Consider the following 20726-nt stretch of genomic DNA (forward strand, 5'->3'; position numbering starts at 1 on the left):
CTAATATTTAATTGACTGAGTCAAATATTTATCAGGCGGCTTCCCGCTTGCGATCGGCACCCAGTGAAAATTCAATCGCAGCCTTCGCATGGATCGTCGTGGTGTCGAAGCCCGGCAGTGGCAGATTGTTCGGGTCGAGGATCAGGCAGATCTCTGTGCAGCCGAGAATGATGCTGTCTGCACCCTTGGCCATCTCGCGTTCGATGATCCGCATCAGCTTTTCGCGCGAGGAATCCAGTACTTTGCCGGCGCAGAGTTCGCTGAAGATGATGTCATGAACGACTGTGCGATCTTCGGCTTCCGGCACGGCGATCTCGACGCCGAGGCTATTCATGCGATCGGCATAGAAGCCGTGTTCCATGGTGTAGCGGGTGGCGAGCAGCAGGGGCCGCCTGCGCCCGGCAGCCTTCAGCGACGCGGCCGTTTCGTCGATGATATGGATCAACGGCACGGAGATGCGCGCGGCGACCTGTTCGGCGATCAGGTGCATGGTGTTGGTGCAGATCAGCACGCAGTCGGCGCCGCCGACCTGGAGCTTCAGCGCAACGTCGCCGAGACGGCGCGCCGCGCCATCCCAATCGCCGGCCTTCTGCATTGAAACGATCTTTTCGAAATTCACGGAATGCATCAGCACTTCGGCCGAGGCGAGGCCGCCGAGGCGCTCGCGCACCATCTCGTTGACCAGGCGATAGTAGACTGCGGAGCTTTCGAAGCTCATGCCGCCGATCAGGCCGATTGTCCGCATTTCCGTGTTCCCGTTTGTTTGATTTCGATAGACAAATCATGCCGCAGGTGCGGCGCCGAATGTTTGCATTGTTCGGGCGATATTGCAGCAAGCGGCTTTGAATTTGCGCCGTTTTCCAGTAATGTGCAAAAAATCGGCGTCAATTTAAGGTTTGGCAATGCTGGATGATCGCGATCGGAAGATTCTCGACCTGCTACAGGCGGACGCAGGCATATCCGTCAGCGATCTTGCGGAGCGTGTTTCGCTGTCGGTCTCGGCCTGCTCGCGGCGCATCCAGCGGCTGGAGGAAAGCGGCTATATCGCCCGGCGGATCGTTGTCCTCGACCGCGAAAAGATGGGCGTGCCGACCACGGTCTTTGCACTGATCAAGACGGCGCATCATTCGGATGAATGGATCGAGAGCTTCCGCAGAGCGATCAGCAGCGTTCCTGAGATCGTCGAGGCGCACAGGCTGACCGGCAATCACGACTATATCCTGAAGATCGTTCTGCCGCGCGTCGAGCATTACGACGTGATCTACAAGCAGATCGTCCGCAAGATAGAGCTCTTCGACGTCTCGGCATCGATCTCGATGGAGATATTGAAGAGCGGCACCACCATTCCCGTTGGTTATGCCGGGTAAGTGCAAGGGAGCTATTCGCAAACATCCATTGAAAGCCCCGCGGAATTGACGACATTGGCGTTGGCTGAATGGCGCACAAGGGGGTTGTCATGAGCGAACATCGCGTCGTCGTGGTCGGCGGCGGTTTCGGCGGGCTGCAGCTCGTCAACGATCTGAAGGGCGCCGGCGCTGCGATCACGCTCGTCGACCGGCGCAACCATCACCTTTTCCAGCCGCTGCTCTACCAAGTCGCAACGACCATCCTTTCCACCTCCGAGATCGCCTGGCCGATCCGCCATCTCTATGGCAACCGGCCTGACGTAACGACGTTCCTTGGCGAGGTTGCCGGTGTCGATACCGCGGCAAAGACCGTCACCTTGCGCAACGGGATGTCCTTACCTTACGACACGCTGGTGCTCGCGACCGGTGCGACGCATGCCTATTTCGGCCGCGACGAGTGGGAGCCGGTGGCGCCCGGGCTGAAAACGCTGGAGGACGCGACGACCATCCGCCGCCGCCTGCTGATCGCCTTCGAACGTGCCGAGGTCGAGACCGATCCTGTTGCCCGCGAGGCGCTCCTGACCTTCACCATCGTCGGCGCGGGTCCGACAGGCGTGGAACTGGCCGGCATCATTGCTGAGCTGGCGCACAAGACCTTGCCCGGCGAGTTCCGCAACATCGATACCCGCAAGACGCGGGTGGTGCTGGTCGAGGCCGGGCCGCGCGTGCTGCCTGCCTTTGCCGAGGAGCTGTCGGCCTATGCGCAGCGCGAGCTCGAAAAGCTCGGCGTTGAGGTGCATCTTCGCGAACCCGTCACCAATTGCAGTGCCGAGGGCGTATCGATCGGCGAGAGGTTCATTCCGAGCCGGACGATCGTCTGGGCCGCCGGTGTCCAGGCGTCGGCCGCCGCGAAATGGTTGGGCGTGGAGGCCGACCGGGCAGGGCGTGCCGTGGTCGAGAAGAACCTGACGGCGCCGGGCCTACCTGATGTCTTCGTCATCGGCGACACGGCGTCGGTGATCCAGGAGGGCGGCAAGCCAGTGCCGGGCATTGCGCCGGCCGCCAAGCAGCAGGGCGCCTATGCGGCGAAAGTCATTCGCGCCCGGATCGCGAGCCGGCAGCCGCCCGGCGATTTCCGCTACCGGCATCAGGGCAGCCTCGCGACGATCGGCCAGAGCGCGGCGATCATGGATTTCGGCAGGATCAAGCTGAAGGGTTGGTTGGCCTGGTGGGTCTGGGGCCTTGCCCACATCTACTTTCTGATCGGCACCCGCTCGCGCTTCGCGGTGGCCTGGAGCTGGCTGTGGATCTATCTCAGCGGCCAGCACAGCGCGCGGCTGATCACACAGAAGGAGACGATGCGGGAGGAGAATTAAGGGGCGCTCTTTGAGGGCGCTCCGGGCGCGATGGCGCACGGACTTGTTGGGGGCGGCGGCGAGCGCCACCCCCTTATTCATGCATCAAGCTGCCAGCGAGGCGATGTCGATGACGAAGCGGTAGCGGACGTCGCTCTTCAGAACGCGTTCGTAGGCTTCGTTGACCTGCTGGATGTTGATCTTCTCGATCTCCGAGACGATGTTGTGCTCGCCGCAGAAATCCAGCATTTCCTGGGTTTCCTTGATCGAGCCGATCATCGACCCGGAGATGCTCTTGCGGCCCGGGATCAGCGAGAAGGCGTGAACCGGGATCGGGTTCTCGGGGGCGCCGACGACGACCATCGAGCCGTTGACCTTGAGCAGGCCGAGATAGGCATTCCAGTCGATTTCGGCGCTGACCGTGCAGATGATCAGGTCGAAGGTGCCGGCAAGCTTCTTGAAAGTCTCGGCATCGTTCGTCGCGTAATATTCCTTAGCGCCGAGCTTCAGGCCGTCTTCCTTCTTCGACAGCGACTGCGAGAGCACGGTGATGTCAGCGCCCATGGCGGCGCCGATCTTCACGCCCATATGGCCGAGACCGCCCATGCCGACGATTGCGACCTTCTTGCCCGGGCCGGCATTCCAGTGCTTCAGCGGCGAGTAGAGCGTAATACCGGCGCAGAGCAGCGGCGCGGAAGCGTCGAGCGGCAGGTTTTCCGGGATCGACAGGACGTAGCCTTCCTTGACGACGATCGAGTCGGAATAGCCGCCCTGGGTCGCCGTCTTGCCGTCGGCTTCGACGCTGTTGTAGGTGCCGACGAGGCCGGGCATGTACTGCTCGTTGTCGACATCGCGGCTGGCGCAGCCGACGCAGCTATCGACGAAGCAGCCGACGCCGACATGGTCGCCGACCTTGAACTTGGTGACGGCGGATCCGACGGCGGTGACGACGCCGGCGATTTCGTGGCCCGGAACGATCGGATAAACGGCGTTCTTCCACTCGTTGCGGACAGTGTGAATGTCCGAATGGCAAATTCCGGCAAACTTGATGTCGATGACGACGTCATCGGCATTGGGTTCGCGGCGTTCGAAGGTGAACGGCGTCAGCGGCTTGGATGCATCGGTAGCGGCGTAGCCTTTTGCGATGGGCATGGGTAGTTTCCTTCATTTCAGGGAGGGTGGAAGGGATGGCGGACTATGCCCCGGGTCGCATCAAAAGCGGTATAGCGATCCTGCAAGCTTTTTGTACGATCCTGCAAATCTCCTTGCGCAAGAGCACGATCCATCCCATCATTTGGGCAAGCGCCGCAGGCGTAATATCAAGAAAATAAACGGTAATGTTATGACGTTACATATTGGCCCCTTCGATGAAATGACATCGATCATTGCCCGTTATGCCAAGAAGGACGGGAATTCCGAAACGGCGATCGAAAACCTGCATGTGTTCAAGGGCAGCTGTCCGACACGGCTGCAGCATGTAGCCTACAAGCCGAGTTTCTCGCTCGTCCTGCAGGGCAGCAAGCGGCTGATGGTCGGCTCCGACGTGCATGTCTACGGCGCCGGGCAATATGTGCTGACGTCGCTCGATCTGCCTGTCGCCTCGCATGTGACGCAGGCGACGGCCGATTTTCCCTATCTCTGCTTCACGCTGTTCATCGACAGCGAGAAGCTGAGCGACTTGTTGCCGCGAACCAAGGTTTCGCGCGCCACGCCGTCGCCGGAGGATTCGCGCGGCCTGGTCGTGAAGACGGCGCCGCCGGAGCTGATTGATGCATCGGCCCGGCTGCTGCGGCTTCTCGACAATCCCGATGATATCGCCGCCATGGCGCCGCTGATCGAGCAGGAGATTTCCTACCGGCTGCTGACGGGACCCGACGGTTCGCGGCTGCTCGACATGACGCTGGCGGAAAGCCAGAGCCACAAGGTTGCCCGCGCCGTCGCCTGGCTGCGGACGAATTTTGCCGAACCGTTGCGGATCGAGGCGCTGGCCGATCATGTCAGCATGAGCGTCTCGTCATTGCATCACCATTTCAAGGCGGTGACGGCGATGACGCCGATGCAATATCAGAAGCAGCTGCGGCTGCACGAGGCGCGGCGCCTGCTTTTGACCGAGCGTGTGGATGTCGCCACCGCCGGCTACCGCGTCGGCTACCAGAGCCCGTCGCAATTCAGCCGCGAATATGGCCGCCTCTACGGTCTGCCGCCGCTGAAGGATATCGACGCCATGCGCGGGCAGATGGCCGCCGAATAGCCGCTGTTTTTTGATGCGTTGCAGCAACGAATTTCGCTTGACGGCGATTATAGGCTCCGGCATAAGACGTCGCGAACCGTACGGTACGGTACGTATTTGGGAGCGCATATCGTGTCTGTCGAAACCTTGGAGCCCAGCGAATTTTCGCCGCGTCAGAACGCTGTTCTGGAGCAGGCGTTGCAGCTTCTCGTCGATGGCGGAGAAAAAGCACTGACGACCTCGGGTGTGGCGCGCGCCGCCAACTGCTCGAAGGAAAGCCTCTACAAGTGGTTCGGCGACCGCGACGGCCTGCTGTCGGCGATGATCGCCTATCAGGCGAGCAAGGTACGAACCTTCGAGCGCAACGGCGAACGCCTGACGTCGGCCAGCCTGCATGATCACGTCGTCATCTTTGCGCGCGATCTGCTGGAGGTTCTGGCAGGCGACGTGTCGCTGGCGCTGAACCGGCTGGCGATCGGCCAGTCGCATCGCGACGGCTCCAAGCTCGGAAAGCTTCTGCTCGAACGCGGCCGTCGTCAGATCGATCGCCGCGCCATGGCGCTGATCGATGCCGGCAAGCGGGCGGGGCTTCTGCGCTTCCATGATGCCGACGAGGCATATCACACGCTTTACGGCCTTGTTGTCTCCGATCTGCATGTGCGCATGCTGCTCGGCGAACCGGGCCTCAAGGATACCGCCCGTCAGGCGGAGAGGGCGGTCACCGCCTTCCTGCGTCTGTACGGAACGGAGAAGGTTCTCGCGGAAATGCCGGCACTCGCCTGATTTTCCGCTTCTATCAAACGATGCGACAAGCAAAAGGGAAGGAACTTTACAATGCGCGTCTATTACGATCGTGATGCCGATCTCAACCTGATCAAGTCCAAGAAGGTCGCCATTATCGGCTACGGTTCGCAGGGCCGCGCCCATGCGCTGAACCTGAAGGATTCAGGCGCACAGAACGTCGTCATCGGCCTGAAGGCCGGTTCGCCGACGATCAAGAAGGCCGAAGCCGACGGCTTCAAGGTCATGACCGTTGCCGAAGCTGCCGGCTGGGCCGACCTGATGATGATGGCAACCCCGGACGAACTCCAGGCCGACATCTACAAGGCCGACATCGCCGCCAACATCCGTGACGGCGCTGCGATCGCTTTCGCCCACGGCCTCAACATCCATTTCGGCCTCATCGAGCCGAAGGCATCCGTCGACATCGTCATGATCGCGCCGAAGGGCCCCGGTCACACGGTTCGCGGCGAATACCAGAAGGGCGGCGGCGTTCCCTGCCTCGTTGCCGTTCACCAGAACGCTTCGGGCAACGCTCTTGAACTCGCTCTCTCCTACGCCTGCGGCGTCGGCGGCGGCCGTTCGGGCATCATCGAAACCAACTTCCGCGAAGAGTGCGAAACCGACCTCTTCGGCGAACAGGTCGTTCTCTGCGGCGGTCTCGTCGAGCTGATCCGCGCCGGTTTCGAAACCCTGACGGAAGCAGGCTATGCTCCTGAAATGGCTTATTTCGAATGCCTGCACGAAGTGAAGCTGATCGTCGACCTGATCTATGAAGGCGGTATCGCCAACATGAACTACTCGATCTCGAACACTGCAGAATGGGGCGAATACGTCACCGGCCCGCGCATCATCACGGCTGAAACCAAGGCTGAAATGAAGCGCGTTCTGCACGACATCCAGACCGGCAAGTTCACCTCGGATTGGATGCAGGAATACCGCGCAGGCGGCTCGCGCTTCAAGGGCATCCGCCGCATGAACGACAGCCACCAGATCGAAGAAGTCGGCGCCAAGCTGCGCGGCATGATGCCGTGGATCGGCAAGAACAAGCTGGTCGACAAGTCGGTCAACTAATCGGTTCTGCGACTGATTTTGCGAGAGAGGCCAGGGCGAAAGCTCCGGCCTTTTTCATTTGCGGGCGGTAACAAAAAGCCAGCGGGTCGGCTTGCCGTCGTATCCGCCGCCATCGGCTTCCGATAGCGCAATGTCGCGCCAGCCGCGTGAAGACAGGCATTCGGTCAGCCAATCGACAGAGGGGTAGTTGTAATAGCGGCCCAGATCGTCGTGGCCTTCGGCCTCGCCGCTCTTGAAGCTCGCATGCAGTGGGGCGCCGGGCTTCAACGCGCGGTGAATGCGGGTGAAGACATCAGGGAGTTCGGCGCGGGGAACATGCAGCAGGCTGGCTTCGGCCCAGACGCCGTCGAACGTGTTCACATTCTCCAGATCCTGAAAGCGCATGACCGTCACAGGCCTGCCGATCAGCTTTTCCGCCTGCCTGGCGAGCTCGGGCGAGCCGTCGGTCGGCGTGACGTCGAAGCCTTTCTCCAGCATGTAGGCGCTGTCCTGCCCGCCGCCGCAGCCGAGTTCGAGGATTTTCGCGCCCGATGGCAGGGTTGCAAGCAAAGCGTCGAGCCTTGCGGTTGGAAGCCGGCGCTCGCGCGACGCGTAGGTCTCGGCGTTGCCGTCATAGAAGGCTGAGGTTTCGTCTTTGGACACTTGCTCTGCTCCCTAAAGCAAGAAACCGGGCGAGAGGCCCGGTTTCCGCAAAACGTTTGGTGTTTCGGCCAAATGCTGATCAGGCCGGAATGAGGCGGGTCCAGCCGCGCTCGTCATTGGTGGTGCCCTTCTGCAGGCCGACGAGCTGCTGGCGCAGGTCGGTGGTCAGCTTGCCGGTCTGGCCGTCGCCGACCAGGAACTCGCCGCCGGCATGGCGGACGAGGCCGATACCGGCGAGAACGGCAGCAGTGCCGCAGGCGAAGGCTTCGACGAGCTTGCCGCTCTTGGCATCAGCCTGCCATTCAGCGAAGGAATAGGGGCGCTGTTCAACGCGCAGGCCCTTTTCTTCGGCAAGCACGATGACAGAAGCGCGGGTGATGCCGGGCAGGATCGTGCCGCCGAGCGGCGGGGTGACGACCGATCCGTCGTTCATGACGAAGAAGACGTTCATGCCGCCGAGTTCTTCGACCCAGCGGTGTTCGGCTGCATCGAGGAAGACGACCTGGTCGCATTCCTTCTTTGAGGCTTCTGCCTGTGCCACGAGGCTGGCTGCATAGTTGCCGCCGCACTTCGCTGCACCGGTGCCGCCGGCCGCTGCGCGGGTATATTCCGTCTCCACCCAGAGCGAGACGGCCTTGGCGCCGCCCTTGAAATAGGCGCCGACCGGTGAGGCGATGACGCAGAAGATATATTCCTGCGCCGGGCGAACGCCGAGGAACGCCTCATTGGCGAACATGAAGGGGCGAAGGTAGAGGCTGGCATCACCCGTGGGGATCCAGTTCTTGTCGACGCGGACAAGCTCCTCGACTGCCTTCAGGAACAGTTCTTCCGGCACGGCGGGCATTGCCATGCGGGCGGCCGACTGGGCAAAACGGCGGGCATTTTCTTCCGGCCGGAAAAGCAGTACGCGGCCGTCATCAGCCTTGTAGGCCTTCATGCCCTCGAAGATTTCCTGGGCGTAGTGCAGCACGGCGCTCGCCGGGTCGAGTTCCAGCGGGCGGCGCGCGGTGACCTTTGCGTCGTGCCAGCCCTTGTCGGCCGTCCATTTCGCCAGAACCATGTGATCGGTAAAGACCTTTCCGAAGCCCGGCGTTTCGATCGCCTTGGTGCGGTCTGCGTCGGAGACGGGAGATTTGTGGAATTCGATTGTGATTTCAGGAGAGGGCGACGTCGCGGTCATTGCTGGCACCTTGGTAGTCCATTGAATAATGCGCGGCACACTACTGCTGCCGCCCCCGTTTTGGAAAGGTCTGTTTCACCGAGTTTCGGCATTTCCTGAGCGGAATCATGGCGGGACGCGGCGAATGTCCGGGGAATGCCGCCCGATTTCCGCGTGCGCCGGCCCTCTGGATGCCAATCTGTACGAACTTGTCACTGCGACAAGAAAATAGGTCAGCATTGTTGACATAAATTCCGGGCCGTGATGATCTGCTGATATTATAAAAACAGTGCGAGGAAACCCCATGTTGAACTGGGATGAAATGTTTGCGACGCGTTCGTCGCGGATGCGTGCGTCTGAGATCCGCGAGTTGCTGAAACTGCTCGACCAGCCCGATATCATCTCCTTTGCCGGCGGCATTCCGGATCCGGCGCTGTTTCCAGACAGGGAATTCAAGGCTGCCTATGCCAGCATCTTCGACGGCGCGGCGGTCAACTCGGCGCTGCAATATTCCGTCAGCGAAGGCTACAAGCCGCTGCGCGAATGGCTGGTGACGCAGATGGCCGGGCTCGGTATTGCCTGCGAGACCGAAAACGTCTTCATCGTCTCGGGTTCGCAGCAGGGGCTCGATTATCTCGGCAAGCTGTTCCTGTCGCCGAAGGATACCGCGTTGGTCACCTGGCCGACCTATCTCGGCGCGCTGCAGGCGTTCAACGCCTACGAGCCGGCCTACGACCAGCTGACGCCCAATGGCAACCGGACGCCGGACAGCTATCGCGCCGCGGCCGAAAAGCATGGCGGCAAGGTGAAGTTCGCCTATCTCTCCGCCGATTTCTCCAATCCGACCGGCGAGAGCGTCGATCGCGAAGGCCGCGAAAAGGTACTGGCACTGGCCGAAGAACTGGATGTCGCGGTTATCGAAGACGCGGCCTATCAGAATCTCCGCTATGACGGCCAGGCGATCCCGCCGATCCTGGCGCTCGAGATCGCAAGGAAGGGTCATATCAACCTTACCCGCACGATCTATTGCGGCAGTTTCTCGAAGACGCTCGCGCCGGGTCTGCGCGTCGGCTTCATCGTTGCCAATACCCAGGTCATTCGCAAGCTGGTGCTGATGAAACAGGCGGCCGACCTGCATTCCTCGACCATCAATCAGATGGCCATTGCCGAGGTTGCCGAACGTGGTTTCGATGCGCAGGTGGCGAAGATCAAGGCGGCCTACGGCCATCGCCGCGATGCGATGCTTGATGCGCTTGCACGGCACATGCCTGCCGGCGTCAGCTGGACGAAGCCCGAGGGCGGGATGTTCATCTGGATCACCCTGCCTGAGGGCATGGATGGCGCGGCGCTACTTGCCAAGTCGATCGAGACCACGAGGGTCGCCTTCGTGCCCGGCAAGGCCTTCTTCGCCGACGGCTCGGGCGCCAACACCATCCGCCTCAGTTTCTCCTGCGCCAACGATACGATGATCGAGGAGGGTATCGGCCGCCTCGGCAAACTGGTCGCCGGTGAGATTGGTGCACTTTAGGGCGCACGGCGAGGGCTAGCGCTCCCCTGCCGCTCACACTGTTCGTTGCCGTGCTTCCTAATCGGATACACGGTTGCATCGACTCGCCTCGCGCTGCATCTTCCCGCCCATTTGGAAGGTTGAGGGAAGACGATGAGCGGGATCAAAGTCAGGAGTGCTACTCCGTCGGATGTCGAGGACCTGGCAAAACTGATGGCTGAGCTGGGCTATCCGACAATGTCGGACAAAATGGCCGCCCGAATCGAGCGGCTGAGCGACCGCGAGGACTATGCGATCTTCGTTGCCGATGACGATGGTGCAGTGGCGGGAATGATCGCCTTGTCCGTCATTCCCACTCTCTATCGAGACGATCTCGATGGCGCCATCACAGCGCTGGTCGTTTCCTCAAGCTTCAGAGGCAAAGGTATCGCAGGACTGTTGGTTGCTCATGGCGAGCGCTGGCTCTTTGATAGTGGCGCCCGCCTCGCGACAGTGAAACCCAGCTCCCGCCGCGAAGACGCGCACCGCCTCTATGAACGTTGCGGGTATCAACATACCGGCTTGAGATTCACGAAGACGCTTGAAGGGCTCGGCGGATAAACGCCTCGCTGATCGCAAAGGAAATCGGCGCCCGAGGGCGCCGATCATGCTCTGATTACGGGTTGAGATGCGGGGCGAGCAGTTCGAGATCGGCCTCACTCAGCCTGTCGCTCGCCGTGTTGCGCTGGTGCCAGTAGGGATAGAGCAGCGGCGGGACGCTGACATCGTCGAGGCGCTTGCGCTCTTCGGCGGTCAACGTCAGTTCGGCGGCGGCGAGGTTGTCCTTGAACTGCGCTTCCGTGCGTCCGCCGATGACGACTGAAGTCACCGCCCGGCGGCCGATGAGCCAGGCGAGGGCCACCTGGGCTGCCGAGACGCCGCGGCTTTCGGCAATCGAGACCAGCACATCGACGATATTCCACAGTCGGTTCTCGTCGCGGATCGGCGGCTCCGGCCAGCCGGCGAACTGGCGCGTGCCCTCGGGTGTCGCCTGATTGCGGCGGTGCTTGCCGGAAAGGAGGCCAGCAGCCAGCGGGCTCCAGACGAGAACGCCGAGGCCCTGGTCGATGGATACGGGCAGCAGCTCGTATTCGGCATCGCGGGCTTCCAGCGTATAGTGGATCTGCTGGCTGACGAAGCGCTGGTAATTGTGCTCGCGGGAAACGCCGAGCGCCTTCATGATATGCCAGCCGGAGAAGTTCGAGCAGCCGATATAGCGGACCTTGCCCTGGCGCACGAGCGTATCGAGCGCTTCCATGGTTTCCTCGACCGGCGTCTGACCGTCCCATTCATGCAGCTGGTAGAGATCGATGACATCGGTCTTCATGCGGCGCAGGCTTGCCTCGCAAGCTTCGATCAGGTGCTGGCGCGAGGAGCCGACGTCATTCGGCCCGTCGCCCATGCGGAAGCGGGCCTTGGTGGCGAGCATCACGCCGCTCTTGCGCTTGCCGCCGAGCACTTCGCCGATGATTTCCTCCGAGGCGCCGGACGAATAGACGTCGGCGGTGTCGATCAGGTTGACTCCGGCATCAAGGCACATGTCGACGAGGCGGCTTGCTTCGGCCACGTCCTGGCTGCCGGTTGCCTTGGCCCAGCCGACGCCGCCGAAGGTCATGGTGCCCATGGTAACTGTCGAGATTTTCAGGCCGGAACGGCCAAGCAGACGGTATTCCATAATTCTCTCTCCCAAAATTTGAACGGAAACACGCAATCCGCCGCAAGAAAATAGCGCCGGCGCGCTGCGGTCAAGCGCAGAGCTGATGTCACGTGTCCGGCATCTTTGGCCGGATGTCACAATCATGTTATTCGGCCTGTCTATGGAACGGCTAACATTCACGCTCAGGGATATCGCCATGAACAAGAATCTCTCCGCACTGGCCGCGCTGATCGCGGCAGGTCTTGCCTCCGTTTCGGCCCATGCCGGCAATCTGGTTCTCTATACCAGCCAGCCGAACGAGGACGCGCAGGCGACCGTCGATGGCTTCATGGCCGCCAATCCCGATATCAAGGTCGATTGGGTGCGCGACGGCACGCCGAAGATCATGGCGAAGCTGCAGGCCGAGATCGAAGCCGGCAATCCGGTTGCCGACGTGCTGCTGATCGCCGACACCGTGACGCTCGAGCGCCTGAAGGAAGCGGGCAAGCTGCTCGCCTACAAGTCGCCGGAAGCAGTCAACTACGACGCTGCGCTCTACGACGCCGACGGCTACTACTATTCGACCAAGCTGATCACCACCGGCATCATGTACAACACCTCGGCCGGCATGAAGCCGACGAGCTGGAAGGATCTGGCAAAGCCCGAGGCCAAGGGCCTCGTGACCATGCCGAGCCCGCTGACCTCCGGTGCGGCGCTGATCCATGCACAGACGTTGGCGGCCGTTCCGGGCCTCGGCTGGGATTACTACAAGGCGCTTGCCGGCAATGGTGCGACGGCTGCCGGTGGCAATGGCGCGATCCTGAAGTCGGTGGCTTCGGGCGAGAAGGCTTACGGCGTCGTCGTCGACTACATGCCGATCCGCGAAAAGGCCAAGGGCGCGCCCGTCGAATTCGTCTTCCCGGAAGAGGGTGTTTCGGCCGTGACCGAACCGGTCGGCATTCTCGCCGGTGCCAAAAATGCCGACGCGGCGAAGAAATTCGTCGACTACGTTCTATCGGAAAAAGGCCAGGAAGGCTTCCTGAAACTCGGCTATATTCCGGCCCGCAACGGCATGAAGGTTCCGGAAGGCTTTCCGGCACGCGACAGCATCAAGGTGCTGCCGATCAATGCCGCTGAAGCACTAAAGAACACGGATCAGGATCTGAAGACCTTCTCGGGCATCTACGGATCGAATTGATCGAACCGGATCGCCGATGCAAGGTTACGTTCGTCCGGGAAACAGCCAGCCAGTCTGGCTGTTTCCTTTTATCGTTCTGGTGGTGCTTATTCTCAGCGTCCTGCCGCTGATGCGGCTTGCTGCCGCCGGCATTGAGGCATTCGCAGAGGGCGGCGCAGCAGCGGTGCTCTCCGATCCGGCGCTCTGGTCCGCGACCTATTACACACTGGTGACCGCCATTCTCGGCACCATCATTTCTCTGGTCATCGGCTGCATCTTTGCCTTCGTTCTGACGCTGACGGATATCCGCGGCAGGGGGCTCGTCAGCTTCCTTTTCGTGCTGCCGATGATGATCCCGCCGCAGGTGACGGCACTTGCCTGGGTGCAGATGTCCGGCCCCTCCAGTCCGCTTCTGAAGGCGCTTCATATCGCGCCGCCGCTCGGTACGCCTCAGCCGCTCTATTCGGTTGGCGGCATCGCGCTGCTCTACGGTGTCCAGCATGCGCCGCTGGTTTACCTGGCGCTGCGGGCCAGCCTGATGAGCCTGCCGCGCGATGGCGTCGAGGCGGCGCGGCTATCGGGTGCGTCGAGCCTTCGCGTGTTCCGAGATGTCATCCTTCCGCTGTCACTGCCCGGCGTCATCGCCGGTGCGGCGATATCCTTCGTTTCCTGCACCGGCAATTTCGGCATCCCTGCCATTCTCGGCATTCCGGCATCGATCTATACGCTGCCGACGCTGATCTTCTCGAAATTCTCCGCCTTCACCAGCCGGACGTTCGGCGACGTCGCGCTGCTTTCGGCCATCATCGCGCTGATCTCGGTCGCCGGTCTGGCGATCCAGGACCGGGCGCTGCGCGGCCGCGATTACCGGGTACTCGGCCTGTCGGGGGCGACCGCTGCCTTCGAGCTCGGATCGTGGAAACTTTTTTTCACGCCGCTTCTCTGGCTCATCCTGTTCTTCATGCTGGCAGCGCCGTTCTTCGCGCTCGTCGCCGGTGCGCTGGTGCCTGCCTATGGCGTGCCACTGACCTTCAAGACCATGACCTTCCATGCCTTCGACGAAATCCTGTTCCGGCAGGCGGTGACGCGGACGGCCTTCGTCAATTCGCTGTCGCTGGCCGCAGGTGCCGCGGTATGTCTGCTGCTGGTGACAGTCTTGGCCGCCTATGCGCTGAGCCGCCGCCGCGATCTCCTGGCGCGGGCGGTCTCGAGCGTGATCGAAATTCCCTATTCGCTGCCCGGCATCGTCGTCGCCGTCTCGTTCATCCTCGTCTTTGCTGCGCCGCTGCCGGTGCTCAACATCACGCTTTACGGCACGGTCTGGATCATTCTGCTCGCCTATCTGTCGAGCTTCTTTGCCGTCAGCCTGAAGCCCGTCGTCAGCGCCTTCCATCAGCTGGATCCGGCTCTGGAAGAGGCGGCGCGTCTTGCGGGCGCCGGATTTTTCCGCCGGCTTGCCGATATCATCGTGCCGCTGATTGCGCCTGCGGCCGGTGCCTCGGTCATTCTCGTCTTCCTGATCGCCTGCAACGAGCTGACGATTTCGGCGCTGCTCTGGTCGGCGGGGACGCAGACGCTCGGCGTGGCGATCTACAATCTCGACGACAGCGGCAGCTCGGACCTCGCTTCGGCGCTGTCCGTGCTCGTCGTGCTGATGGTCGTCTTCATGATGCTGCTTCTGGAATTGCTGGCAAAGCGGCTGCCCAAGGGAGTGGTGCCGTGGCGAAACTGACGCTCAATCATGTCAGCAAGGATTTCGGCACCGGCCGAGCGGCGGTCGATGGTCTGTCGCTTGACGTCCGCGAGGGCGGGTTCCTGGCGCTGCTCGGTCCTTCCGGTTGCGGCAAGACGACGGTTCTGAGGATGATCGCCGGTTTCGAGACGCCGACGGACGGTTCGATCCATCTCGGCGAGCGGCTCCTTGCCGATGCATCGCAATCGCTGCCGCCCGAGAAGCGCAACATGGCGATGGTCTTCCAGTCCTATGCGCTGTGGCCGCATATGAGCGTTGCCGACAATACCGGTTATCCACTCAAGGTCAGGGGCATCTCCGGCGATGCCTATCGCCGCAAGGTGCAGGAGGCGCTGGCGACCGTCAGGCTTGGCGACTATGCCGAGCGGCGTCCCGCGGACCTTTCGGGCGGCCAGCGGCAGCGCGTGGCGCTGGCACGCTGCCTGGTGACGTCGCCGGATGTCGTACTGCTCGACGAGCCGCTGGCCAATCTCGACCGCCACCTGAAGCAGGAGATGGAGGAGACCTTTCGCGAGTTTCACCAGCGTTCGGGCGCGACGATGATCTATGTCACGCATGATCAGAGCGAGGCGATGGCCCTGGCGACCGATGTCGCCGTGATGTCCGAAGGGCGGCTGCTGCAGGTCGCGCCACCCGCCGAAATCTATGCCCGCCCGGAGGGCCGCATGGTCGGCGGATTGATCGGCCGCGGCGCGATCCTTCGCGTGAAGTCCCCTTCCGGTGACGCCAGAAACCTCGACTGGGAAGCGATGCGCGAGGCGCTTGGTGGTGCGGCTGCCGATGGCCCCGGCTGCGACATCCTCGTTCGCCCCGAAGATGTGAGCGTTGGCGGCGAAGGCATCCCTGCGCTGGTCGAATCCGTGCTGTTCGAGGGCGAGCGCTACGCCCTGAAGCTGTCGCTGGCCGATGGGCAAATCCTGCGCGCTTTCAGCCGCCAGCCGGTTTCGGCGGGCGACCGGCTGGCGGTGACAGTGCGGTCGGCCTGGCGGCTCTGATCGCTTTGCGGCCTTCACGAACGCGATTTTCGACTCTACTAATGGCTGCGATGCCAACCGGGAATGCCTGATGTCGCTTCGCCTTGCCACGTTCAATGTCGAAAACCTGATGACGCGTTTCGACTTCACCGGCTTTCGCAACCAGCTGCGCCAGGACCGGGTCATCCAGCTCTTCGAAGTGCGCAACGAGGGTGTCTACCAGCAGCTGGAGCAGGCGCGCGTGATTGCCTCCACCGATGACACGCGGCAGATGACGGCGCTCGCGATTGCCGATGCCGACGCCGATATCCTCTGCCTGCAGGAAATCGACAACATGGCGGCGCTGCAGGCCTTCGAATACGGCTATCTGTTCCGCATGGTCGGCAATGGCTACCGGCAGAAATATCTTGTCGAGGGCAACGACAGCCGCGGCATCGACGTCGCCGTGCTGATGCGCGAGGAGACCCGCGACGGCCAGAAGATCGAGCTCCGCGAGATCAAGAGCCACGCGATGGTGACCTATCGCGAGCTCGGCCTGTTCGACGAGACACTGGCGGCGCATGGACATATCGACGACAAGGTGTTCAAGCGCGATTGCCTGGAGCTCGACCTTCTGATCGGCGGCGTGCCTTTCACGCTCTATGTCGTACATTTCAAATCGATGGGCAGTCCGCGCGATGGCCTCGATGGCCGGCAATCGACGATGCCGGTGCGGCGGGCCGAAGTGAGGGCGGTGCGGAGGATCATCGAGGATCGATTCGGCGCGGGCGCGACAGCCTCGAAGAATTTCGCCATCTGCGGCGACATGAATGATTATCAGGAGCGCGTCGATGTGATCGGAAGCCGGCGGACCGGCTACCGTTTCGAGCATCGCGACGAGACGGAAAGCGCGCTCGACGCCTTCAGCCATGACGGGTTTGCCGAAAATGTCATGCGCCGCCGCGACCCGATCGATCGCTGGACGCTCTACCACGCGCGCGGCCCGCAGGAGCAGTGGCTTTGCCAGCTCGACTATATCTGGCTCTCGCCAGCGCTTTCCGCCGCCAATAGCGGGCGGAAGCCCGAGATCATCCGCAACGGCCAGCCCTTCCGCACGGTGTTTCCGCCGGGCCAGGAGGTGGAGCGCTATCCGCGCACCGGCTGGGACCGGCCGAAAGCATCCGACCATTGCCCCGTAGTCATGACATTGGATCTGAAATGAATTCCATATTTTCCGAGGATTTTGCCGGCTGGCCGCCGGAGCAGACCGTATTTCCCGTCGCCGCGCTGAACCTTCGGGTGCTCGATGGCGAGCATCCCTACCGCGAATCGAGACGAGACGAGATCGCCGCGAACTGGAAGGCTGAAGTCGAGGCCAATCCGGCGCTGTTCGACGGGCGAATGGTGTTTCAGCGCCAGTTGGCATTCGGGGAGGAGGGGCTACAGGGGCAGGGATATATCATACCCTTCTCGACCTTCATGTACTGGCGCCGCCAGCAGGATCGCATGGGCGGCATGCATCTCTTCGCCTATCCTGTCCTTGAAAGCGCCGACGGCGCGCTGGTGGCGATCCGCATGGGGGCGCATACCGCCAATCCCGGCCAGGTCTATTTCGCCGCCGGTTCGCTGGAGCCCGAGGATATCGTATCCGGTGTCTGCGACGTCGAATTCAACATGCGCCGCGAGGTACTGGAGGAAACCGGCCTCGACCTTGCCGATTCGACGCCGGGCCAACGCTACTATGCCAGCCATTTCAGGCGTACGGTGACGATCTTCCGGATGTTCCGTTTCGATCTGACCGCCGACGAAATCGTCGAGAGGATCGCGGCCCATATGCTTGTTGCCGAGGACAAGGAAATCGCCGGTGCCGTCGCCATCCGTTCGGCCGATCACGCCGCCTTTCCCTATAACGTCGCGATGTTCCCCGTGATCGATTGGTATTTCGGTAATCCAATCGAAACCTAATATCTTGCACTCGTTTCGCCGGTCGGGCAGGTTGAGCCTTCGATGACCGATTCAAGGAGGCCGATGTGGCGCGCAGCTACAGCGTCTATGACGTGTTCACCGACCGCAAGCTCGCCGGCAATCCGCTGGCCGTCATCTTCGACGGCGAGGACTTGAGCGATGAGGCGATGCAATCGATCGCCCGTGAGACCAATCTTTCCGAAACCGTCTTCATCCAGAAGGCAACGAATCCGGCTTACAGCGCCAGGATCCGCATCTTCACGCCGGGGCGCGAACTGCCGTTTGCCGGTCACCCGACCGTCGGCACCGCGATCGCGCTGGCCGAGCGGACACATGGCAAGGATGGGGCGCTCGATCTCGTCTGCGTGCTAGAGGAGAATGTCGGCCCGGTGCGCTGTGCCGTGAAGCTGCGCGAGGGCGAGGCGAGCTTCGCCGAGTTCGACCTGCCGCGCAAATCGCAGCAGATCAGCATGCCGCTCGAAAAGCTCGGGATCGCCAACGCGCTGTCGCTGAAGGTGACCGAGATCGGCTTCGAGAATCATGTGCCCTGCATCTGGAGCGCCGGCGTGCCGTTCCTGCTGGTGCCGATCCACGATATCGGCGCGGCCAAGCGCATGGAGTTCGACCCGCAGCTTTGGGAAAAGACCGTGCCCTTCGTCGATGGGGCCTTGGCGTCCGCCTATATCTATTGCCGTGGCGGGCCGAACCATTCGGCGAGGTTCCATGCCCGGATGTTTGCGAGCGGAATGGGGATCACCGAAGACCCGGCGACGGGCTCCGCGGTCGCCGCATTGTCGGGCGCGATCCATCATTTCGACCGGCTGCCCGATGGCCATCACCCGATCACCGTCGAGCAGGGTGTGGAAATGGGGCGGCCCTCGGTGATCCATCTTCACATGGATGTGGAGGGCGGGGCGATCTCGAATGCCCGGATCGGCGGCCAGGCAGTGCGTCTGGCAACGGGTTCGCTCGACCTTTGATTTCATTGCATTTCAGCCATGCAGAAAAATCTCCGAATTAATCGAAGAATTTTTCCAGGGGCGCTAGACAAGGTCGAATATCCTGTTTATACGCCCCCTCACACCGCGCAGAGATGCACGGGACACCGGCGGAAACGCTAGGGAACGGGTGATTAGCTCAGTTGGTAGAGCAGCTGACTCTTAATCAGCGGGTCGTAGGTTCGAGCCCTACATCACCCACCATCTTCTCTTTGAAAAGATTAGATATATCGCTGATGACGCAGGCGGCCGAAAGGCCGCTTTTTCGTTTCTTCGGCCATGCGTCTGCGGCTGTCAGTGCGGGAATTTGTTGTAGAAAGATTCCGGATCGTAGACGCAGGCATAGTCGAGCACGCATTGCTTGCCCGTGGCGTCTCTGAGGCTCGTGGTTGCCCACTTGTCGCCCAGCCGGCACTGCGACGGCGGGTGGCGGAAACTGCGGCCGCCGATGCCGATCCGGACGAAGACCGCCGGGTTCTGGCGGATGATCTTTGCCAGTTCCTCGCAAGAATGGTCGCGCGCCTTGACCTCGATCGCGTCGAGCGCAAGGGCTGCCGATGGCAAGAGGGCGGCTACGGCAAGCGCGGCAATCAGGATCTTCATTCTAGCCTCCAGTTCGGGCCGCTGATCGCTCTGAAGCAGCCTCATCCCAATCAGATGGTTATGTTTTCGTCCCCGGCAAGCCCGCTGCCGTGCGGCTGCGCAGATAGCGGGCACACAGAGCCAGCAGGATGACTGCGAAGACACAGAAGACCATCCCGCCTGCCAGCTTGTAGCCAAGCACGCCAGCGATGCCGCCCAGCAGGAAGGAAAGGATCGTGGTGCCGTGCAGGCTCAGGCGGCGGACGGTCTGCGCCCGGTCGGATGCGGCGCTGTTGCCGATCAGAAGCGCAAGGCCGACACCGATATCGGTTGCGATGCCGGAGACATGGGTGGTGCGCACCCGGCTGCCTGATATGCGCGTCGAGGCGGCGTTCTGGATGCCCATTGTGAAGCCGAGCAGGCCGGCAATGGTGATGCCGCCGGCGGCCGATGAAGCGGTATAGAGGCCGACGCCCATCAGCAGGGCGGATTCGGCCAAAAGAGTCAGCGCATAGATGTTCGAAAGCCGCCGTTGCCTGCCAATCTCGATAAACAGCGAGGCGCAGAAGGCGCCGAGGATGAACATCACGACGATGGTCGCAAAGGCGATGGCAGCGTTGAGTTCACGGATGGACAGATGATCGGAGATCATCGAGACGTTGCCGGTCATGTTCGCCGAGAAATAGCCGAAGGCCAGATATCCGGCACTGTTGACGCCGCCAGCGACGAAGGCGAGGGCGGTTGCAAGAAGCAGATCGATCTTCGATGTCCGGCTTTCGCCTTCATGGACCAGCATGTGCAGACGGCTCGCTGAACGGCTTTGCGATTGCCGCAGTCAGCCGTGAGTCTCGCTGTAGCGCAAGCTGCTAGAAATAGCCGGTGGCGGCCTCAGGCGGAGAGGCGGTGGAGGGCTGCGGTTTCGCCGTCCTGGCGGTACTCCCAGCCATCAGCGGTGATCCGGCGCCATGTCGGCTGGCCGTCGCGCGTGAAGGCGCCGTCGATGGTGCTGTGCGGCGGGTAGGGTGGCGTGCATTCGTGCCAGATATAGCTGTTCGGCGGTGGCGGATTCAGGAACTTGGCCAATCTCTTGAACATGTCGGATCCCGAAGGTGGAGAGGCCCGCCGCTTTTGGGGTGAGGCGGGCCTACGAACAGGAGGCATAACGCAAAACAGACGCCTCGTTATTCTTGTAACATCCGCCGCTGAGGATTTCGCGTGACATGGCCGTGACACAGGCCTTTTCACGGCCGCGTTGAATAAAGCGGCGCGTGCCTGCCGCGGCTATTGATTTCGGCGAGCTTGGTAACATCTTCATCCCATTGCCAGTTTTGACACAGGGGATATCAATGCCGAAATTTTCTCTCGCTTTCGTCTGCCTTTCCGCTCTCTTGCTTGCATCCTGCGGAAATACCGCCTGGGGCCTGAAGCGTGACGGCCAGGACGCGAGCCACGCGATGGACAATGCCACGCATCGCGTGCTGTCTGCAGGCGCGAAGAAATAGCGCCGTCCGCTGGCGAACGGCGCCTGAT

The 20726-nt window shown here is 61.8% G+C and carries 22 protein-coding genes and 1 tRNA gene; 15 read left to right on the plus strand and 8 right to left on the minus strand.

The annotated features are described in order from the left end of the window. Positions 1-31: 31 nt before the first annotated feature. On the minus strand, positions 32-745 hold the full coding sequence (locus AC1DJO_RS02075; RefSeq protein ID WP_477968739.1) for an aspartate/glutamate racemase family protein: 714 nt from the start codon (positions 743-745) through the stop codon (positions 32-34). Between the two features lie 157 nt (positions 746-902). Between AC1DJO_RS02075 and AC1DJO_RS02080 the strand changes: the two genes are divergently transcribed. Both AC1DJO_RS02080 and AC1DJO_RS02085 read left to right on the plus strand, forming a co-directional pair. Then, positions 903-1367 (plus strand): Lrp/AsnC family transcriptional regulator, encoded by a 465-nt coding sequence (locus AC1DJO_RS02080; protein ID WP_477946551.1) that lies wholly within the window; start codon positions 903-905, stop codon positions 1365-1367. Positions 1368-1456: 89 nt separating this feature from the next. Further along, a complete protein-coding gene (locus tag AC1DJO_RS02085) occupies positions 1457-2722 on the plus strand; it encodes an NAD(P)/FAD-dependent oxidoreductase (RefSeq protein WP_477968741.1) in 1266 nt (421 codons plus the stop codon). A gap of 84 nt (positions 2723-2806) precedes the next feature. Here the strand turns inward: AC1DJO_RS02085 and AC1DJO_RS02090 are convergent, their stop codons facing one another. Beyond that, entirely contained in the window at positions 2807-3853 is a 1047-nt protein-coding gene (locus AC1DJO_RS02090) for an NAD(P)-dependent alcohol dehydrogenase (protein ID WP_477940074.1), read from the minus strand. Positions 3854-4043: 190 nt separating this feature from the next. On the opposite strand from AC1DJO_RS02090, the gene AC1DJO_RS02095 reads away from it, so the two are divergent. From AC1DJO_RS02095 to ilvC, 3 genes are all read left to right on the plus strand, one after another. Continuing rightward, positions 4044-4952, plus strand: coding sequence for an AraC family transcriptional regulator (locus tag AC1DJO_RS02095; RefSeq protein ID WP_477968743.1), 909 nt, complete (start codon positions 4044-4046; stop codon positions 4950-4952). Between the two features lie 96 nt (positions 4953-5048). Then, entirely contained in the window at positions 5049-5714 is a 666-nt protein-coding gene (locus AC1DJO_RS02100; protein WP_310294738.1) for a TetR/AcrR family transcriptional regulator, read from the plus strand. Positions 5715-5765: 51 nt separating this feature from the next. Beyond that, positions 5766-6785 (plus strand): ketol-acid reductoisomerase, encoded by a 1020-nt coding sequence (gene ilvC, locus AC1DJO_RS02105; RefSeq protein ID WP_112387060.1) that lies wholly within the window; start codon positions 5766-5768, stop codon positions 6783-6785. Positions 6786-6839: 54 nt separating this feature from the next. On the opposite strand, the gene AC1DJO_RS02110 is transcribed toward ilvC, so the two are convergent. Together AC1DJO_RS02110 and AC1DJO_RS02115 are read right to left on the minus strand one after the other, a co-directional pair. Beyond that, complete coding sequence (locus tag AC1DJO_RS02110) at positions 6840-7427, minus strand: class I SAM-dependent DNA methyltransferase (protein ID WP_477968745.1); 588 nt, start codon at positions 7425-7427, stop codon at positions 6840-6842. A gap of 79 nt (positions 7428-7506) precedes the next feature. Further along, complete coding sequence (locus AC1DJO_RS02115) at positions 7507-8607, minus strand: branched-chain amino acid aminotransferase (protein WP_112515956.1); 1101 nt, start codon at positions 8605-8607, stop codon at positions 7507-7509. 283 nt (positions 8608-8890) lie between these two features. Between AC1DJO_RS02115 and AC1DJO_RS02120 the strand changes: the two genes are divergently transcribed. Beyond that, a complete protein-coding gene (locus tag AC1DJO_RS02120) occupies positions 8891-10114 on the plus strand; it encodes an aminotransferase-like domain-containing protein (protein ID WP_477968747.1) in 1224 nt (407 codons plus the stop codon). Between the two features lie 132 nt (positions 10115-10246). Continuing rightward, a complete protein-coding gene (locus AC1DJO_RS02125; RefSeq protein WP_477968749.1) occupies positions 10247-10693 on the plus strand; it encodes a GNAT family N-acetyltransferase in 447 nt (148 codons plus the stop codon). Positions 10694-10748: 55 nt separating this feature from the next. Here AC1DJO_RS02125 and AC1DJO_RS02130 read toward each other — a convergent pair whose 3' ends face one another. Beyond that, the gene (locus AC1DJO_RS02130) at positions 10749-11807 is read right to left on the minus strand and encodes an aldo/keto reductase (protein WP_477968751.1); all 1059 of its coding nucleotides are present in this window, start codon (positions 11805-11807) and stop codon (positions 10749-10751) included. Between the two features lie 178 nt (positions 11808-11985). On the opposite strand from AC1DJO_RS02130, the gene AC1DJO_RS02135 reads away from it, so the two are divergent. The 7 genes from AC1DJO_RS02135 (at position 11986) to AC1DJO_RS02165 (ending at position 18818) form a co-directional block, all read left to right on the plus strand. Next, the gene (locus tag AC1DJO_RS02135; RefSeq protein ID WP_477968753.1) at positions 11986-12966 is read left to right on the plus strand and encodes an ABC transporter substrate-binding protein; all 981 of its coding nucleotides are present in this window, start codon (positions 11986-11988) and stop codon (positions 12964-12966) included. 16 nt (positions 12967-12982) lie between these two features. Then, entirely contained in the window at positions 12983-14677 is a 1695-nt protein-coding gene (locus AC1DJO_RS02140; RefSeq protein WP_477968755.1) for an ABC transporter permease, read from the plus strand. Further along, on the plus strand, positions 14665-15693 hold the full coding sequence (locus tag AC1DJO_RS02145; protein ID WP_477968757.1) for an ABC transporter ATP-binding protein: 1029 nt from the start codon (positions 14665-14667) through the stop codon (positions 15691-15693). The genes AC1DJO_RS02140 and AC1DJO_RS02145 overlap by 13 nt, the downstream gene beginning before the upstream one ends. Positions 15694-15763: 70 nt before the next feature. Continuing rightward, positions 15764-16873: an endonuclease/exonuclease/phosphatase family protein gene (locus AC1DJO_RS02150; RefSeq protein ID WP_477968759.1), complete on the plus strand. Its 1110-nt coding sequence runs from the start codon at positions 15764-15766 to the stop codon at positions 16871-16873. Beyond that, on the plus strand, positions 16870-17616 hold the full coding sequence (locus AC1DJO_RS02155) for an NUDIX hydrolase (RefSeq protein WP_477968761.1): 747 nt from the start codon (positions 16870-16872) through the stop codon (positions 17614-17616). Before AC1DJO_RS02150 ends, AC1DJO_RS02155 begins: the two co-directional genes overlap by 4 nt. 65 nt (positions 17617-17681) lie before the next feature. After that, positions 17682-18596 (plus strand): PhzF family phenazine biosynthesis protein, encoded by a 915-nt coding sequence (locus AC1DJO_RS02160; protein WP_112515965.1) that lies wholly within the window; start codon positions 17682-17684, stop codon positions 18594-18596. Between the two features lie 146 nt (positions 18597-18742). Beyond that, positions 18743-18818 (plus strand) — tRNA-Lys (locus AC1DJO_RS02165). A 90-nt stretch (positions 18819-18908) separates the two neighbouring features. On the opposite strand, the gene AC1DJO_RS02170 is transcribed toward AC1DJO_RS02165, so the two are convergent. From AC1DJO_RS02170 to AC1DJO_RS02180, 3 genes are all read right to left on the minus strand, one after another. After that, positions 18909-19217, minus strand: a complete 309-nt coding sequence (locus AC1DJO_RS02170; protein WP_477968763.1) for a hypothetical protein — start codon at positions 19215-19217, stop codon at positions 18909-18911. 58 nt (positions 19218-19275) lie between these two features. Beyond that, positions 19276-19992 carry a YoaK family protein gene (locus AC1DJO_RS02175; protein ID WP_477968765.1) on the minus strand — a complete coding sequence of 239 codons (717 nt, stop codon included), beginning with the start codon at positions 19990-19992 and terminating at the stop codon, positions 19276-19278. 92 nt (positions 19993-20084) lie between these two features. Beyond that, on the minus strand, positions 20085-20291 hold the full coding sequence (locus AC1DJO_RS02180) for a hypothetical protein (RefSeq protein WP_112387073.1): 207 nt from the start codon (positions 20289-20291) through the stop codon (positions 20085-20087). 251 nt (positions 20292-20542) lie between these two features. On the opposite strand from AC1DJO_RS02180, the gene AC1DJO_RS02185 reads away from it, so the two are divergent. Then, complete coding sequence (locus AC1DJO_RS02185; RefSeq protein WP_112387074.1) at positions 20543-20698, plus strand: entericidin; 156 nt, start codon at positions 20543-20545, stop codon at positions 20696-20698. Positions 20699-20726 lie beyond the last annotated feature (28 nt).

This window comes from Rhizobium sp. 05N430 (genome assembly GCF_056396985.1).

Excerpts from the sequence above, each read along its gene's own strand:
- AC1DJO_RS02075 (WP_477968739.1), bottom strand. The coding sequence starts at position 745 with ATGCGGACAATCGGCCTGATCGGCGGCATGAGCTTCGAAAGCTCCGCA.
- AC1DJO_RS02080 (WP_477946551.1), top strand. The coding sequence starts at position 903 with ATGCTGGATGATCGCGATCGGAAGATTCTCGACCTGCTACAGGCGGAC.
- AC1DJO_RS02085 (WP_477968741.1), top strand. The coding sequence starts at position 1,457 with ATGAGCGAACATCGCGTCGTCGTGGTCGGCGGCGGTTTCGGCGGGCTG.
- AC1DJO_RS02090 (WP_477940074.1), bottom strand. The coding sequence starts at position 3,853 with ATGCCCATCGCAAAAGGCTACGCCGCTACCGATGCATCCAAGCCGCTG.
- AC1DJO_RS02095 (WP_477968743.1), top strand. The coding sequence starts at position 4,044 with ATGACGTTACATATTGGCCCCTTCGATGAAATGACATCGATCATTGCC.
- ilvC (WP_112387060.1), top strand. The coding sequence starts at position 5,766 with ATGCGCGTCTATTACGATCGTGATGCCGATCTCAACCTGATCAAGTCC.
- AC1DJO_RS02115 (WP_112515956.1), bottom strand. The coding sequence starts at position 8,607 with ATGACCGCGACGTCGCCCTCTCCTGAAATCACAATCGAATTCCACAAA.
- AC1DJO_RS02120 (WP_477968747.1), top strand. The coding sequence starts at position 8,891 with ATGTTGAACTGGGATGAAATGTTTGCGACGCGTTCGTCGCGGATGCGT.
- AC1DJO_RS02125 (WP_477968749.1), top strand. The coding sequence starts at position 10,247 with ATGAGCGGGATCAAAGTCAGGAGTGCTACTCCGTCGGATGTCGAGGAC.
- AC1DJO_RS02130 (WP_477968751.1), bottom strand. The coding sequence starts at position 11,807 with ATGGAATACCGTCTGCTTGGCCGTTCCGGCCTGAAAATCTCGACAGTT.
- AC1DJO_RS02135 (WP_477968753.1), top strand. The coding sequence starts at position 11,986 with ATGAACAAGAATCTCTCCGCACTGGCCGCGCTGATCGCGGCAGGTCTT.
- AC1DJO_RS02140 (WP_477968755.1), top strand. The coding sequence starts at position 12,983 with ATGCAAGGTTACGTTCGTCCGGGAAACAGCCAGCCAGTCTGGCTGTTT.
- AC1DJO_RS02150 (WP_477968759.1), top strand. The coding sequence starts at position 15,764 with ATGTCGCTTCGCCTTGCCACGTTCAATGTCGAAAACCTGATGACGCGT.
- AC1DJO_RS02155 (WP_477968761.1), top strand. The coding sequence starts at position 16,870 with ATGAATTCCATATTTTCCGAGGATTTTGCCGGCTGGCCGCCGGAGCAG.
- AC1DJO_RS02170 (WP_477968763.1), bottom strand. The coding sequence starts at position 19,217 with ATGAAGATCCTGATTGCCGCGCTTGCCGTAGCCGCCCTCTTGCCATCG.
- AC1DJO_RS02175 (WP_477968765.1), bottom strand. The coding sequence starts at position 19,992 with ATGCTGGTCCATGAAGGCGAAAGCCGGACATCGAAGATCGATCTGCTT.
- AC1DJO_RS02180 (WP_112387073.1), bottom strand. The coding sequence starts at position 20,291 with ATGTTCAAGAGATTGGCCAAGTTCCTGAATCCGCCACCGCCGAACAGC.
- AC1DJO_RS02185 (WP_112387074.1), top strand. The coding sequence starts at position 20,543 with ATGCCGAAATTTTCTCTCGCTTTCGTCTGCCTTTCCGCTCTCTTGCTT.